Source organism: Phreatobacter cathodiphilus (assembly GCF_003008515.1).
GTDB classification, from domain to species: Bacteria; Pseudomonadota; Alphaproteobacteria; order Rhizobiales; family Phreatobacteraceae; genus Phreatobacter; species Phreatobacter cathodiphilus.
Genome location: NZ_CP027668.1, coordinates 3,524,813 through 3,538,379 on the forward strand (window position 1 = coordinate 3,524,813; position 13,567 = coordinate 3,538,379).

The following is a 13,567-nucleotide window of genomic DNA, read 5'->3' on the forward strand; positions in this document are numbered from 1 at the left end:
ATGACCCTGTTCGAGCGTTACCTCACCCTCTGGGTGCTCGCCTGCATCGTCGTCGGCATCGGCCTCGGCACCGCCCTGCCCGGCCTGTTCACCCTGATCGCGGCGGCGGAAGTCGCCAACGTCAACCTGCCGGTGGCGGTGCTGATCTGGCTGATGATCATCCCGATGCTGCTGCGGATCGACTTCAGCGCCCTCGGCAAGGTCGGCGCCTTCTGGCGCGGTATCGGCGTGACGCTCTTCATCAACTGGGCGGTGAAACCCTTCTCCATGGCGCTGCTCGGCTGGCTCTTCATCGGCTGGCTGTTCCGGCCCTGGCTGCCGGAAGCCCAGATCCAGTCCTACATCGCCGGCCTCATCGTGCTGGCGGCCGCGCCCTGCACGGCCATGGTCTTCGTCTGGTCGAATCTGACGCGCGGCGAGCCGCATTTCACCCTGAGCCAAGTCGCGCTCAACGATGCGATCATGGTGGTGGCCTTCGCGCCCATCGTCGGGTTGTTGCTCGGCCTCTCCGCCATCACCGTGCCCTGGGCGACCCTGCTGCTGTCGGTCGTGCTCTACATCGTCATCCCGGTCGTGCTCGCGCAGGTGCTGCGCCGGCGCCTCACGGCGAAGGGCGGCGAGGCGGCGGTCGAGCGGCTGCTCGCCCTGCTGCAGCCGGTCTCCCTCGCCGCCCTGCTGGCGACGCTGGTGCTGCTGTTCGGCTTCCAGGGCCGGCAGATCGTCGCCCAGCCGCTGATCATCGCGCTGCTGGCCGTGCCCATCCTGATCCAGGTCTATCTCAATTCCGGCCTCGCCTATCTCCTCAACCGGATGACCGGCGAAAGGCATTGCGTCGCCGGTCCCTCAGCGCTGATCGGCGCGAGCAATTTTTTCGAGCTGGCGGTAGCGGCGGCCATCAGCCTGTTCGGTCTGAATTCGGGCGCGGCGCTGGCCACCGTCGTCGGCGTGCTGGTCGAGGTGCCGGTCATGCTCTCGGTCGTCTGGTTGGTGAACCGGACGCAGGGCTGGTACGAGGCCGGCCCGGCGGTCCAGCGGCGCCAGGTCGCCGCGCCGCTTGCCCAGCCCCTACCATGACGAGCGGAGAGACACCCATGCGGGTCGGTATCAGCGGCATGGGCCGCATCGGGCGGCTGGCGCTGCGGGCGGCGCTGGGCGCGGCCCAGCGCGGAGCGGACGATCCGCGGGCCGTCAACCGGCTCGACGTCGTCCACCTCAACGAGATCAAGGGGGGCGCTGCAACCACGGCGCACCTCCTCGAATTCGACAGCGTCCAGGGCCGCTGGCGCGGCGGCATCGCCGCCGAGGGCGAGGATGCCGTCACCATCGGCGACAGGCGGATGAGCTTTTCGGCCCATGCAGCGCCCGCCGACATCCCCTGGGGCGATCTCGGCGTCGACGTGGTGCTGGAATGTACGGGCAAGTTCCTCACCCCCGCGGTACTCGAAGGGCACCTGAAGCGTGGGGCCAAGCGCGTCATCGTCGCCGCTCCGGTCAAGGACCCGTCCGTCCTCAACGTCGTCGTCGGCGTCAACGAGCAACTCTACGACCCGGCGAAGCACCCGATCGTCACCGCCGCCTCCTGCACCACCAACTGTCTCGCCCCGGTGGTGAAGGTGGTGCACGAGGCCATCGGAATCGAGCGCGGCCAGATCACCACCATCCATGACCCCACCAACACCAACGTCGTCGTCGACGCGCCGCACAAGGACCTGCGCCGGGCGCGCTCGGCCATGCTGTCGCTGCAGCCGACGACCACCGGCAGCGCGACGGCCATCGCGCTCATCTACCCGGATCTCAAGGGCCGGCTCGACGGCCACGCGGTGCGCGCCCCCGTCCTCAACGCCTCGCTGACGGACTGCGTCTTCCAGGTGAAGCGGCCGACCAGCGCCGCCGAGGTCAACGACCTGTTCAGGACGGCAGCGACGGGACCGCTCGCCGGCATTCTCGGCTTCGAGCCGCTGCCGCTGGTCTCCGCCGACTATGCCCGCGACACCCGCTCGGCCATCGTCGACGGCCCCTCGACGCTGGTGACCGACGGCGTGATGCTCAAGGTCTATGCCTGGTACGACAACGAGATGGGCTATGCCTGCCGCATGGTCGATCTCGCCAACCACCTCGCGGCGGTCGGGATCTGACATGGCCGCCTTCTCCGCCGGCCTGCGCAACTACGCCATCGTCACGGCGGCCTATTGGGGCTTCACGCTGACGGACGGCGCGTTGCGCATGCTCGTCCTCTTCACCTTCTTCAAGCTCGGCTATTCGCCCTTCACCCTGGCGCTCCTGTTCCTGCTCTATGAGGCCGCCGGCATCGGCGCCAACTTTATCGGCGGCTGGCTCGCCACGCGCTACGGCATCACCCGCATGCTGACGGTCGGCCTTTCGACGCAGATCGCCGGCTTCCTTCTGCTGTCGGCCATGTCGCCGGGCTGGGAGGCGGCCTTCCTCGTCACCTGGGTGGTGGCGGCACAGGGCATCTGCGGCGTCGCCAAGGACATCACCAAGACCGCGTCAAAATCGGCGATCAAGGTCACCGAGAAGGAGGCGCGCAGCGCGGGCGAGGGTTCGGACGGGCGGCTGTTCCGCTGGGTCGCCTGGTTCACCGGATCGAAGAACGCCATGAAGGGCGCCGGCTTCTTCCTCGGCGGCCTGCTTTTGGAGGCCTTCGGCTTCCGCCTGGCGCTCTGGCTGATGGCGGCGGCGCTGGGGCTGGTGCTTCTCGGCGTCGTCCTGTCGCTCCCGCCGATGATGGGCAAGGCCAAGGCCAGCGCCACGGCGCGCGAGCTCTTCGGCAAGAGCCGCGGCGTCAACCTGCTCGCCGCCGCGCGCATCGGCCTGTTCGGCGCCCGCGACGTCTGGTTCGTGGTCGGCCTGCCGGTCTTCCTCTACGCCTCCGGCTGGACCTTCCCGATGGTGGGAGGCTTCCTCGCGGTCTGGACCATCGGCTACGGCCTCGTGCAGGCCTCGGCGCCGGCGCTGGTGAAGCGCAGTCCGGATGGGCTTTCGAACGAGGTTCCGGCGGCGCGGCTGTGGTCCCTCGCGCTGATGCTGGTGCCCATCCTCATCGCCGCGATCCTCGCCTTCCAGCCGCCGCGGGCGGACATCGTGCTCGTCGTCGGGCTCTGCGTCTTCGGCTTCGCCTTCGCGGTCAATTCCTCCGTCCATTCCTATCTCATCCTCGCCTATGCGGGCTCGGAGAAGGCGGCCGAGGACGTCGGCTTCTACTATGCGGCCAATGCGGCGGGGCGCTTCGCCGGCACGCTGCTGTCGGGCCTGCTCTACCAGACGGGCGGCATCCTCGGCTGCCTCGCAGGCTCCGCCGCCATGCTCGCGGCGTGCTGGCTGGCGACGCTCGCCTTGCCCGTCACCCGCGAAGCGCCGACGGCGGAGCCCGCGCCATGACCGTCACGATCTATCACAACCCCGCCTGCGGCACGTCGCGCAACGCGCTCGCCATGATCCGCGCGAGCGGGGTCGAGCCGGTCGTCATCGAGTACCTGAAGACGCCGCCGAGCCGGGACCGGCTGGTCTGCCTCATCGCCGCCATGGGGATCACGCCGCGCCAACTGCTGCGCGAGAAGGGCACGCCCTATGCCGAACTCGGCCTCGGCGATCCCTCGCTCACCGACGAAGCCATCCTCGACGCCATTATGGCCCATCCCATCCTCATCAACCGGCCGATCGTCGAGACGCCCAGGGGCACGCGCCTCTGCCGGCCGTCGGAAGCCGTGCTGGCGTTGCTCGACACCCCGCCCGAAAGTTTCACCAAGGAGGACGGCGAGGTGGTGCGACCGGAGGGGGATGCCTCGCAGCGCCGTCCATAGCCGCCGGCGCGACGACTGCTCGGCCTCCCGATCCCCTCTCGCAGTCCGCGACGGCATCCGTTATGGTTCGCCCGCCGCTTCGTCGAGGACTTTTCACTTGAGCCCATCCATGTCCCGCCGCTCTGCCCTTCTTGCTGTCCTCGCGGGCGCGGTGGCGCTCGGCGGCTGCGGCCGCAGGGGCAGCCTCGAACTCCCCGGCGAGACGCCCTCGCCCATCGGTGGACCGACGCCGCCGAACCTGCCGCCCCGCACCGAGCCCCCGGCCGATCCCGCCAGCCCCGCCCAGCGCCAGGCCCAGCCGGCGCGCCGCGACTACGACCGCAACCGCCCCGCCGGCCAGGGCCAGCTCCTGCCCTCCGGCCAGTTCGTCCTCGACCCGCTTCTCTAGTCCTGCCGGCCGTCCAGGCCCGAGGCATCCCAGCGAACGCCCGCACCATGCACCATTTCGCCTATCGCGACGGCCGCCTTCATGCCGAGGACGTGCCGCTCGAGACCATCGCGGCCGAGGTCGGCACGCCGTTCTACTGCTATTCCACCGCCACCCTGGAGCGGCACTACCGCGTCTTCTCCGAGGCCTTCGCCGGCCTCGATTTCCTCGTCTGCTACGCGATGAAGGCCAATTCCAACCAGGCGGTCATCTCGACGCTCGCACGGCTCGGTGCCGGCATGGACGTGGTCTCCGGCGGTGAGCTGAAGCGCGCGATCGCCGCCGGCGTTCCCGGCGAGCGCATCATGTTCTCCGGCGTCGGCAAGACCGAGGCCGAGCACGCCGCCGCCCTTGAGGCCGGGGTCTTCTGCATCAATGTCGAGAGCGAGCCGGAGGTGGTGCAGCTCTCCCGCATCGCCACCGCCATGGGGCGCACCGCCCACATCTCCTTCCGCGTCAATCCGGACGTGGATGCTAAGACCCACGCCAAGATCTCCACGGGGAAGAAGGGCGACAAGTTCGGCATCCCCATATCCACGGCGCGCGAGGCCTATGCCCGTGCCGCAAAGCTGCCCGGCATCCATGTCGCGGGCATCGACATGCATATCGGCTCGCAGATCACCGACCTCGAGCCCTTCGACAACGCCTTCGCGCTTCTGGCCGAATTCGTCGGCACGCTCCGGGCCGACGGCCACTCCATCGACCATGTCGATGTCGGCGGCGGCCTCGGCATTCCCTATCGCGACGACAACGAGCCGCCGCCGGAGCCGATGCGCTACGCCGAGGTGGTGAAGCGCCACACGGCGAGCCTCGGCGCCCGCGTCATCATGGAGCCCGGCCGCATGATGGTCGGCAATGCCGGCATTCTCGTCACCCGCGTCATCTACGTGAAGGAGACGGAGGGGCACACCTTCGTCATCGTCGACGGCGCCATGAACGACCTCATCCGCCCGACCCTCTACGACGCCCATCACGAGATCCGCCCGGTGCGGCAGCCGACGCCCGGCGCGCCGAAGCCGAAGGTCGACGTGGTCGGCCCCATCTGCGAGAGCGGCGACTATCTCGCCCTCGGCCGCAAGCTGCCTCAGGTCGGCTCCGGCGACCTGCTTGCCGTGATGACCGCCGGCGCCTATGGCGCTGTGCAGGCCGGCACCTACAACACCCGTCCGCTGGCGCCGGAAGTGCTGGTGAAGGACGCCGATTTCGCCGTGGTGCGTCCGCGTCTCGACGTCGACGCCATCATCGCCATGGACCGCCTGCCGGCCTGGCTGTAGTTGCTGCACCGCCGAAAGCGGGATTGACCTGAGGCCCGAGAGGGTCTTCATGCGCGGGCTTCCATCTGGTGCAGGAGCCCCCGCCATGCTGCCGCAACGTCTGGTCGACGGCTATGCCTCCTTCCTCGAAGGCCGGTTTCCCGACGAATCCGAGCGCTATCGCCGCCTCGCCCAGTCGGGGCAGAGCCCGAAGACCATGGTCGTCTCGTGCTGCGACAGCCGCGTCTCGCCCGAGGTGATCTTCGACGTCGGCCCCGGCGAACTGTTCATCGTCCGCAACGTCGCCAATCTGGTGCCGCCCTATGCGCCGGACGAGAACTATCACGGCACCTCCGCCGCCCTCGAATTCGCCGTGCAGGCGCTCCGCGTCACCGACATCGTCGTGCTCGGCCACGCCCAGTGCGGCGGCATCCGCGCTTCCGTCGCCGAGGATGCCGAGCCGCTCTCGCCGGGCGACTTCATCGGCCGCTGGATGGGCCTCGTCGCTCCGGCCATCGAGAAGGTGGGGCCGCGCGGAGACCGGACGATGGGCGATTACCTGCGCCAGCTCGAATTCGCCTCCGTCGCCACGACGCTGAACAACCTGCGCACCTTTCCCTGCGTGCGCATCCTCGAGGAGCGCGGCAAGCTGAAGCTGCACGGCGCTTTCTTCGGCGTCGCCACCGGTGTGCTGAGCTGGCTCGACGAGGCGACGGGAGAGTTCCGCCCGGTGATGGACAAGCCGGGCCGGGTGTTCTCCTGCGCGCCGGTGGGGTGAGCGCGACGATTGCGGAACGCCCGTGCGCCGGTCCCGCGCTTCTGCTGACACCGCGCGGATCCACCCGGCCCAGACTGAGGCAGGACAGGATGCTCGGCAGACGAGGTATTCCCTTGAGCGATACGGCGGCGCTTACGAGCCTTTTCGACCGCTGGGAGAAGGTCTGGCACGAGGGACGATTCGACCTCCTGCCCGGCTGCATATGCCCGCAGTACATCCGGCATGACGAGGCCGGGGATCGGACGGTAACCGCCGAAGCCTATGCCGCCGAACTAGCGCGGCTGCGGCAAGACCGTCCCGACATCAGGATCTTCGTCTTCGCGCACGAATTTCGGCAAAGCCGTCATCGAGGATGGAAAGCTCGCGGAAACTTGGGTTAGCCTGCAGCCGCTGGGATCGAAATGGAAAGACCCCGTGGCGCAGGAAACCTGGACCCGCCCGGTCGACGTAGCCGCGACTCCGGCACGCCTGCAGGATGGCAACGCCTGAGCACTGTGGGCGGAAGAGCTACAGCCTCACCTCGCCGTAGCAGGGCGCCTTGCCCCAGACCGCGAGGCGGTAGCCCTTGCGCAGGCCGAGGGTGAACCAGGGGCGGCCTCGACGAGGCCCACGGCCGTTCCCAGGAATGCGCGTGTCGGGCTTGCGGGCGCCGTCGTCACCCCACCCCGCTCGCGCTTCGCGCGATCGACCCTCCCCCTCCAGGGGAGGGTGGCAATAGGCACGGCCCCAGCGCAACTCCGAACGTGCCGGAGGGCGCGCTCCTTCACCCTCCCCTGGCGGGGGAGGGTCGGCGCCCCGGGAAGGGGCGCCGGGGTGGGGTGGACCGGAAAAGACCGTTGCGGTCGCTCAGGCCGCCGCTTTCGCCCGCGGCTGGATCAGCTTGCGGTTGATCAGCACCTCGGCGATCTGCACCGCGTTCAGCGCCGCGCCCTTGCGCAGGTTGTCCGAGACGCACCAGAAGGCGAGGCCGTTCTCGACCGTCGCGTCCTCGCGGATGCGCGAGACATAGGTCGCGTCCTCGCCGGCGGCGTCGAGGGGCGTCGCGTAGCCGCCGTTCTCGTGCTTGTCGATGACGAGAACGCCCGGCGCCTGGCGCAGCACCTCGCGCGCCTCGTCGGCGGTGATCGGCTGCTCGCACTCGATGTTGACGGCTTCCGAATGGGCGATGAAGACCGGCACGCGCACGCAGGTCGCCGTCAGCTTGATCTTTGGGTCGAGGATCTTCTTGGTCTCGACCGTCATCTTCCATTCCTCCTTCGTGTAGCCGTCCTCCATGAAGACGTCGATGTGGGGAATGAGGTTGAAGGCGATGCGGGCCGGGAACTTCTTCGTCTCCGGGTCCTTCATCGAGTAGAGCGCCTTGGTCTGGCGGTCGAGCTCGTCCATGCCCTCCTTGCCGGCGCCGGACACCGACTGGTAGGTCGACACGACGACGCGCTTGATGCCGTAGCGGTCGTGCAGCGGCTTCAGCGCCACGACGAGCTGGGCGGTCGAGCAGTTCGGATTGGCGATGATGTTGCGCTTGGCGAAGCCCGCGACGGCGTCGGCATTCACCTCCGGCACGATCAGCGGCACGTCGGAATCGTAGCGGAAGGCGGAGGAGTTATCGATGACGACGCAGCCCTGCGCGCCGATCTTCGGCGACCACTCCTTCGACACCGTGCCGCCCGCCGACATCAGGCAGATGTCGGTGTCCGAGAAGTCGTAGTGCTCGAGGGCCTTCACCTTCAGCACCTTGTCGCCGAAGGAGACCTCCTGGCCCACCGAGCGGCGCGAGGCCAGCGGGATCACCTCGGAGACGGGAAAGCCCCGCTCGGCGAGGATGGCGAGCATCTCGCGGCCCACATTGCCCGTGGCACCGACGACGGCGACCTTGTAACCCATGATTCCAGCCTCTTGGCTTGCAACTCTCCCCCGGGATCGAGACCCGTCACCGGATCCCGTGGCGCCCATCTCCCCGTCGGGGGAGCACCCGGTTGCGAGGACGAAGCGTCAGCCTGCCGTGCCGCCTTTGGCGGCCGGCGTGGTTTTCGTCGTCGTTTTGAAGCGAGCGAAAGCCATGGCGCGGAGAGGTGTCCTCGGCGAAAGTGCCGTGAGGGCAGCGAAAAACACCAGGTGCGGCGAAATGTCAATCGCGCTAAGCCGCTGGGGCTGGCTATGGCAGGCGCGCGCCCAACATTCGCCGGGAATGCCATGGCATCAGGGATGCCCCACCGCCTGCCCGAGAGCCCGATGATCCAGACCCTTTCCCGTCGCAACCTCCTGACCATCGCCGCGGCGGCCGGCCTCGCCCCGGTCGTGTCCGGCGGGGCCGAGGCCGCGACAGCGCTGCGTTTCGGGCCGACCGCGCCCTTCTCCTACAACGCGCTGAAGCAGATGGCCGCCGAACGGGCCGGCAAGCCCTATGTGCCGCCGTCGCGCCCCAACCCGGAGATCGTCCGGCGGATCGACTACGACAATCACGGCAAGCTGCGCTTCGACAAGGACGTGGCGCTCTTCGCCGAGGGGCCCGGCGCCTATCCCGTCACCTTCCAGCATGTCGGCCAGTACTTCCCCAAGACCGTGCACATGCACGTGGTCGAGGGCGAGACGGCGCGCGAGATCGTCTACGATCCTCGCTACTTCACGATTTCCTCCGACCATCCTGCCGCGGCGCTGCCGCCGGAGCCCTCCGCCTTCGCCGGCCTCTGGCTGCAGGAGGCGAAGTCGGGCCCCTGGAAGACCCAGGAGCCCTGGGCCACCTGGCTCGGGGCCTCCTATTTTCGCGGCGTCGGCGAGCTCGGCCAGGTCGGCCTGTCGGCCCGCGGCCTCGCGCTCTCGCCCGGCCAGGGTCCGGGCCCCGAGGAGTTCCCGGATTTCGTCGGCTTCTGGATCGCCCCGGCGGCGAGCGAGACCGATCCCGTCACCCTCTATGCGCTGATGGATTCGCCCTCCCTGTCGGGGGCCTACCGCTTCCTGTGCCGACGCACCTCCGGCGTCGTCATGGACATCGAGGCGACGCTGCATTTCCGCCGCCGCGTCACCCATGTCGGCATCGCCCCGCTGACCTCCATGTACTGGTATTCGGAGACGGCCTCCTCCCGCACCATCGACTGGCGGCCGGAGGTGCACGATTCCGACGGCCTCGCCATCTGGACGGGCGGCGGCGAGCGCATCTGGCGGCCGCTCAACAACCCGCCGCGCACCATGACCTCCAGCTTCGTCGACCGCACGCCGCGCGGCTTCGGCCTGCTGCAGCGCGACCGCGAATTCCTGCACTATCTCGACGGCGTGAAATACGAGAAGCGGCCCTCGGCCTGGGTGGAGCCACAGGGCGACTGGGGCCGCGGCGCGGTGCAGCTCGTCGAGCTCAATACCGACGACGAGATCCACGACAACATCGTCGCCATGTGGGTGCCGGAGACGCCGGCCGAGCCCGGCCAGCCGCGGGAATATCGCTACCGGCTGCACTGGCTCGCCGACGAGCCCTATCCGACCCCGCTCGCCCGCGTCGTCGCCACCCGCCTCGGCCGTGGCGGCCAGCCGGGCCAGCCCCGCCCGCAGGGCGTCCGCAAGTTCCTCGTCGAGTTCAAGGGCGGACCGCTCACCAATCTGCCGAAGGGCATCATCCCCAAGCCGGTGCTCTGGGCCTCGCGCGGCACCTTCGGCGAGTACCAGTACACCGAGGCGGTCCCGAACGACGTGCCCGGCCACTGGCGCACCCAGTTCGACCTCAAGGTCGAGGGCAACGATCCCGTGGAGATGCGCTGCTATCTCAGGGTCGGCGATCAGGTGGCGTCGGAGAGCTGGCTCTACCAGTACCACCCGGGCGCCTGAGCCACTCAGGCCACCCGGCTCGCCATCATCGCGCGGTTGCGGATGCCGACGAGCACCTCGGCCGCGCTCGGGCTGCGCCGCTGGCTCGGCGGGCCGGCGAAAACGCCCGGAAGGGCGGCGGGCTGCCGCGGCGCGGGAGCGCGGGTCGAGAGCCCCTGCATCTGACTGCGCCTCAGGCAGGCGAGCGTCGCCTCCGCCTCGGCCAGCAGCTGCCCGTCCTCCTCGGCGCGGCCCGTGGTGCGCTCGCGGAGCGCCCGCACCGCCTTCTCCGCCATAACGATCCGCCGGCCGCGATCGCAGCGCGTCAGGCGCAGTTCCGCGTCGGCGATCCGCTGCTTCTGCCGCTCGATCTCCGCGACGAGGACCTTGAGACACTGGCTGCCGACGAGAACGTCGGTGGCGATCGTCGCGATGTCCGCGGCGGTCTCCTCCGCCATGTCGGCGAAGCCGGCCCTCACCGCCGCGACGGCGCGGCCGTCCAGCGTCGCCATCCGGCTCCTGAGGTTGCGCAGCCGGTGCGCCTCAGAGCGCTCCGAGGCGACCGCCGCCGCCAGTTCGCGGCGGGCGAGGGCGAGATCGCGCGTGGCGACCCGCGCCTGATGGTCGATCAGCGCCAGCGCGTTGCGGTCGTCGAGGCACCCCGCGCCGACGGGAAGCTGGCCGTGCATGAGCCTGAACATCGACTTGAACATCGGCGACCCCTTCGCTATGAACGTTGTTCACGGACCGTGTCTAGCGAGTCCGTGAACGATGTTCAAGCGATTTTTGAACGACGTTCAAATTTTTCGGCGGAGGCGGTATCTCCATGACGACGGACTTGCCGGCACGGCGCGCCAAGCTGCGCGACGACCTCATCGCCGCCGCCGAGGCCGCCATCGCGACGGGCGGCCTCTCCGCCCTCAAGGCCCGCGCCCTGGCGGAGGCCGCGGGCTGTGCCGTCGGCGCGATCTACAACGTCTTCCCCGACCTCGACGCGCTGATCTTCACGGTCAACGCCCGCACGCTGGAACGTCTCGACGAGGTGCTGGCCTCAACCGTCAGGCCCGGCACCGATCCCGAAACCGCCATGCGCCGCCTGGCACTCGCCTATCACGGCTTCTCACGGTCGGAGCGGCGGCGCTGGACGGCGGTCTTTGCCCACCAGATCCCCGACGGCGCAACGCCGCCGGACTGGTATCTCGGCGTCGTCGGCCGCCTCTTCCGGCATATCGAGGCGCCGCTCGCCGAACTGCTGCCGGGCTCGACGGCGGAGACGCGGGCGGGCCTCGCCCGCACGCTCTTCTCCGCCACCCACGGCATCGTCTCGCTGGGTCTGGAGGAAAAGCTCGGCCCCGCCCCCGACGAGGTCATTGCCGGCGCGCTGGTGGTGATGACGCGGAGCTGGGTGCTCGGCCTGCCGGGCGCGGTGGCCCCGCGCTGATCACTCGACGCGCACGGTCACCGAGGCGCTTCGCCCCTCGCCGTCCACCACCGACAGGGTCGTGAAACCTGGGCCGTCGGGCAGGACGTTCGCCTGCCGCTGCGCGCCGAAGCGCCCCGCGGGCCGGCCGTCGACCAGAACGGTGAAGGGCGGGCGTCCGCCTGTGGTGCGCACCACGAGCTGCTCCATCTCGCCCCGCGCCGCACCGAGATCGACCCTGACGCCGTCCGGCGGGAAGGCGATCTTCAGGTCGCGCGTGTCGCTCGCCTCCTCGCGCGACGGCCCGAACCGGCGCAGCGGCGCGGGGAGCTGGGCATGGCTCATCGGCGTTGCGGCGGCTGGCCGCGGCGGCATGGCGGCGGGCGGACCCAGCCGCGCGAAGGCGTCGAAGAGGATGGGAGCCGCCGCCGTGCGGCCCGTGATGCCGGGCACCGAGGACCCGTCCGGGCGCCCGACCCAGACCGCCACCGTGCGCCTTCCGTCGAAGCCGACCGCCCAGGCGTCGCGGAAGCCGTAGGACGTGCCGGTCTTGTAGGCGAGCCGCCCGGTCAGCGCCGCGTCGGGGGCCGGCGCCTCGGTCAGGATGTCGCCGATATGCCAGGCCGCCGCCTCGTCGGTCACCGGACGGCCCGCCGGCTGCGGCAGGCCCTGCCGCTCGACGAGCTCGGGCATCTCGCCGCCGCGCGCCAGGCCCGCATAGAGCGCCGCGAGATCGGCGAGGCGCAGGCCGACGCCGCCGAGGCCGACGGCGAGGCCCGGCACCTCGCCGCGCGGCAGGACCGGGCGGATACCCGCCTGTTCGAGGCGCGCGTAGAAGCGCTGCGGCCCCACCGCCTCGAGAAGCGCCACCGCCGGCACGTTCAGCGACATCTGCAGCGCCACGCGGGTCGGCACCGTGCCCTGGTAGCCGCGGTCGAAATTGGCCGGCGCATAGGTGCCGAAGCGGGAGGGGCGGTCCTCGATCAGCGTCTCGGGATGGGCGAGCCCGGCCTCGTAGGCCATGGCATAGATGAAGGGCTTCAGCGTCGAGCCCGGCGAGCGCACGGCGCGCGTCATGTCGACGGCCCCCTGCCGCTCGTGGTCGAGCGGATCGGCCGCGCCGATGCGGGCGATGACCTCGCCGCTGCGGTGATCGATGGCGATGAGGGCGCCGGAAAGCCGTGTGCCGAGCGCCCGCACCCGCTCGCGCAGCAGCGCCTCCAGCGTCTCCTGCGCCGTACGGTCATAGGCCATGCGGTGGACGCGCTCGGCGGGGCGGGCCGCCATGGCCTCGCCGCTCGCATGCCAGGCGAAGGCCGGCATCTGCCGGCGGGCGACCGGGACGCGCTCTGCCTTGCCGGAGGCGACCTGCTCGGGCTTCAGGACGCCGGCCAGCAGCATGCGGTCGAGCACGCGGTCACGCGCCCGCCGCGCCGCCTCCGGATGGCGGTCCGGCCGCCGCGCCTCCGGGGACTGCGGGATCGCCACCAGCAAGGCCGCCTCGCCCGGCGACAGCCGGCGCGGCTCCTTGCCGAAATAGGCGAGCGAGGCCGCGCGAATGCCCTCGACATTGCCGCCATAGGGCGCGAGCGACAGGTAGAGGTCGAGCACCCGCTGCTTGCCGAGCTCGCGCTCCAGCCGCACGGCGCGCGCCATCTCCCGCAGCTTGACCGCCATGGTGCGGCCGTCCTCGCGCTTGTCGATGAGGCGGGCGACCTGCATGGAGAGGGTCGAGCCGCCGGAGACGATGCGCCCGTTCCGCAGCCACTGGCCCCCCGCCCGCGCCAGCGCCAGCGGATCGACGCCCAGGTGGGACGCGAAGCGCCGGTCCTCGAAGGCGGTCAGCATGCGCAGGAACAGCGGGTCCACCTCGCCGACCGCGCCGGGGAAGCGCCACATGTCGTCGTCGGTCTGGAACGGCCTGAGGAGCCGCCCCTGCCGGTCCACCACCTCGCGCGAATAGGGCGTCGCCGCCCCGTCCGGGCCCTCGCCGGCGCGGTGGAAGGCCACGGCCCCGCCGAGGCCGGCGAGCGCGAGCCCGCCGGCGGCGACAGCCGCGATCCTCATCCGGGC

At 70.3% G+C, this 13,567-nt stretch carries 12 protein-coding genes; 9 read left to right on the top strand and 3 right to left on the bottom strand.

The genetic code is table 11. From position 1 onward, the window contains the following. The 7 genes from arsB to C6569_RS16940 all read left to right on the top strand — a co-directional run bounded on the left by arsB (nt 1) and on the right by C6569_RS16940 (nt 6,279). Nucleotides 1-1,074, top strand: a complete 1,074-nt coding sequence (arsB, locus tag C6569_RS16910) for an ACR3 family arsenite efflux transporter (protein ID WP_106749974.1) — start codon at nt 1-3, stop codon at nt 1,072-1,074. A 17-nt stretch (nt 1,075-1,091) separates the two neighbouring features. After that, nucleotides 1,092-2,135, top strand: coding sequence for an ArsJ-associated glyceraldehyde-3-phosphate dehydrogenase (locus C6569_RS16915; protein ID WP_106749975.1), 1,044 nt, complete (start codon nt 1,092-1,094; stop codon nt 2,133-2,135). Between the two features lies 1 nt (nt 2,136). After that, nucleotides 2,137-3,399 (top strand): organoarsenical effux MFS transporter ArsJ, encoded by a 1,263-nt coding sequence (gene arsJ, locus C6569_RS16920; protein WP_106749976.1) that lies wholly within the window; start codon nt 2,137-2,139, stop codon nt 3,397-3,399. Further along, a complete protein-coding gene (arsC, locus tag C6569_RS16925) occupies nt 3,396-3,821 on the top strand; it encodes an arsenate reductase (glutaredoxin) (protein ID WP_106749977.1) in 426 nt (141 codons plus the stop codon). The genes arsJ and arsC overlap by 4 nt, the downstream gene beginning before the upstream one ends. A gap of 109 nt (nt 3,822-3,930) precedes the next feature. Next, on the top strand, nt 3,931-4,209 hold the full coding sequence (gene lptM, locus C6569_RS16930; protein ID WP_106749978.1) for an LPS translocon maturation chaperone LptM: 279 nt from the start codon (nt 3,931-3,933) through the stop codon (nt 4,207-4,209). 47 nt (nt 4,210-4,256) lie between these two features. Next, nucleotides 4,257-5,522 carry a diaminopimelate decarboxylase gene (lysA, locus tag C6569_RS16935; protein WP_106749979.1) on the top strand — a complete coding sequence of 422 codons (1,266 nt, stop codon included), beginning with the start codon at nt 4,257-4,259 and terminating at the stop codon, nt 5,520-5,522. An 85-nt stretch (nt 5,523-5,607) separates the two neighbouring features. Beyond that, entirely contained in the window at nt 5,608-6,279 is a 672-nt protein-coding gene (locus tag C6569_RS16940; RefSeq protein WP_106749980.1) for a carbonic anhydrase, read from the top strand. Between the two features lie 846 nt (nt 6,280-7,125). Here C6569_RS16940 and C6569_RS16950 read toward each other — a convergent pair. Then, nucleotides 7,126-8,163 (bottom strand): aspartate-semialdehyde dehydrogenase, encoded by a 1,038-nt coding sequence (locus tag C6569_RS16950; protein WP_106749981.1) that lies wholly within the window; start codon nt 8,161-8,163, stop codon nt 7,126-7,128. Nucleotides 8,164-8,511: 348 nt separating this feature from the next. Here C6569_RS16950 and C6569_RS16955 point away from each other — a divergent pair, with 348 nt between their 5' ends. Further along, nucleotides 8,512-10,095: an OpgD/OpgG family glucan biosynthesis protein gene (locus C6569_RS16955; protein WP_106751100.1), complete on the top strand. Its 1,584-nt coding sequence runs from the start codon at nt 8,512-8,514 to the stop codon at nt 10,093-10,095. A 5-nt stretch (nt 10,096-10,100) separates the two neighbouring features. Here the strand turns inward: C6569_RS16955 and C6569_RS16960 are convergent, their stop codons facing one another. Further along, nucleotides 10,101-10,787, bottom strand: a complete 687-nt coding sequence (locus C6569_RS16960; RefSeq protein ID WP_106749982.1) for a hypothetical protein — start codon at nt 10,785-10,787, stop codon at nt 10,101-10,103. A gap of 113 nt (nt 10,788-10,900) precedes the next feature. Here C6569_RS16960 and C6569_RS16965 point away from each other — a divergent pair, with 113 nt between their 5' ends. Next, a complete protein-coding gene (locus C6569_RS16965) occupies nt 10,901-11,515 on the top strand; it encodes a TetR/AcrR family transcriptional regulator (RefSeq protein WP_106749983.1) in 615 nt (204 codons plus the stop codon). Here the strand turns inward: C6569_RS16965 and pbpC are convergent, their stop codons facing one another. Next, nucleotides 11,516-13,561, bottom strand: coding sequence for a penicillin-binding protein 1C (pbpC, locus tag C6569_RS16970; RefSeq protein WP_245898133.1), 2,046 nt, complete (start codon nt 13,559-13,561; stop codon nt 11,516-11,518). It lies immediately after the preceding gene. Nucleotides 13,562-13,567: the final 6 nt, after the last annotated feature.

Excerpts from the sequence above, each read along its gene's own strand:
- arsB (WP_106749974.1), top strand. The coding sequence starts at position 1 with ATGACCCTGTTCGAGCGTTACCTCACCCTCTGGGTGCTCGCCTGCATC.
- C6569_RS16915 (WP_106749975.1), top strand. The coding sequence starts at position 1,092 with ATGCGGGTCGGTATCAGCGGCATGGGCCGCATCGGGCGGCTGGCGCTG.
- arsJ (WP_106749976.1), top strand. The coding sequence starts at position 2,137 with ATGGCCGCCTTCTCCGCCGGCCTGCGCAACTACGCCATCGTCACGGCG.
- arsC (WP_106749977.1), top strand. The coding sequence starts at position 3,396 with ATGACCGTCACGATCTATCACAACCCCGCCTGCGGCACGTCGCGCAAC.
- lptM (WP_106749978.1), top strand. The coding sequence starts at position 3,931 with ATGTCCCGCCGCTCTGCCCTTCTTGCTGTCCTCGCGGGCGCGGTGGCG.
- lysA (WP_106749979.1), top strand. The coding sequence starts at position 4,257 with ATGCACCATTTCGCCTATCGCGACGGCCGCCTTCATGCCGAGGACGTG.
- C6569_RS16940 (WP_106749980.1), top strand. The coding sequence starts at position 5,608 with ATGCTGCCGCAACGTCTGGTCGACGGCTATGCCTCCTTCCTCGAAGGC.
- C6569_RS16950 (WP_106749981.1), bottom strand. The coding sequence starts at position 8,163 with ATGGGTTACAAGGTCGCCGTCGTCGGTGCCACGGGCAATGTGGGCCGC.
- C6569_RS16955 (WP_106751100.1), top strand. The coding sequence starts at position 8,512 with ATGATCCAGACCCTTTCCCGTCGCAACCTCCTGACCATCGCCGCGGCG.
- C6569_RS16960 (WP_106749982.1), bottom strand. The coding sequence starts at position 10,787 with ATGTTCAAGTCGATGTTCAGGCTCATGCACGGCCAGCTTCCCGTCGGC.
- C6569_RS16965 (WP_106749983.1), top strand. The coding sequence starts at position 10,901 with ATGACGACGGACTTGCCGGCACGGCGCGCCAAGCTGCGCGACGACCTC.
- pbpC (WP_245898133.1), bottom strand. The coding sequence starts at position 13,561 with ATGAGGATCGCGGCTGTCGCCGCCGGCGGGCTCGCGCTCGCCGGCCTC.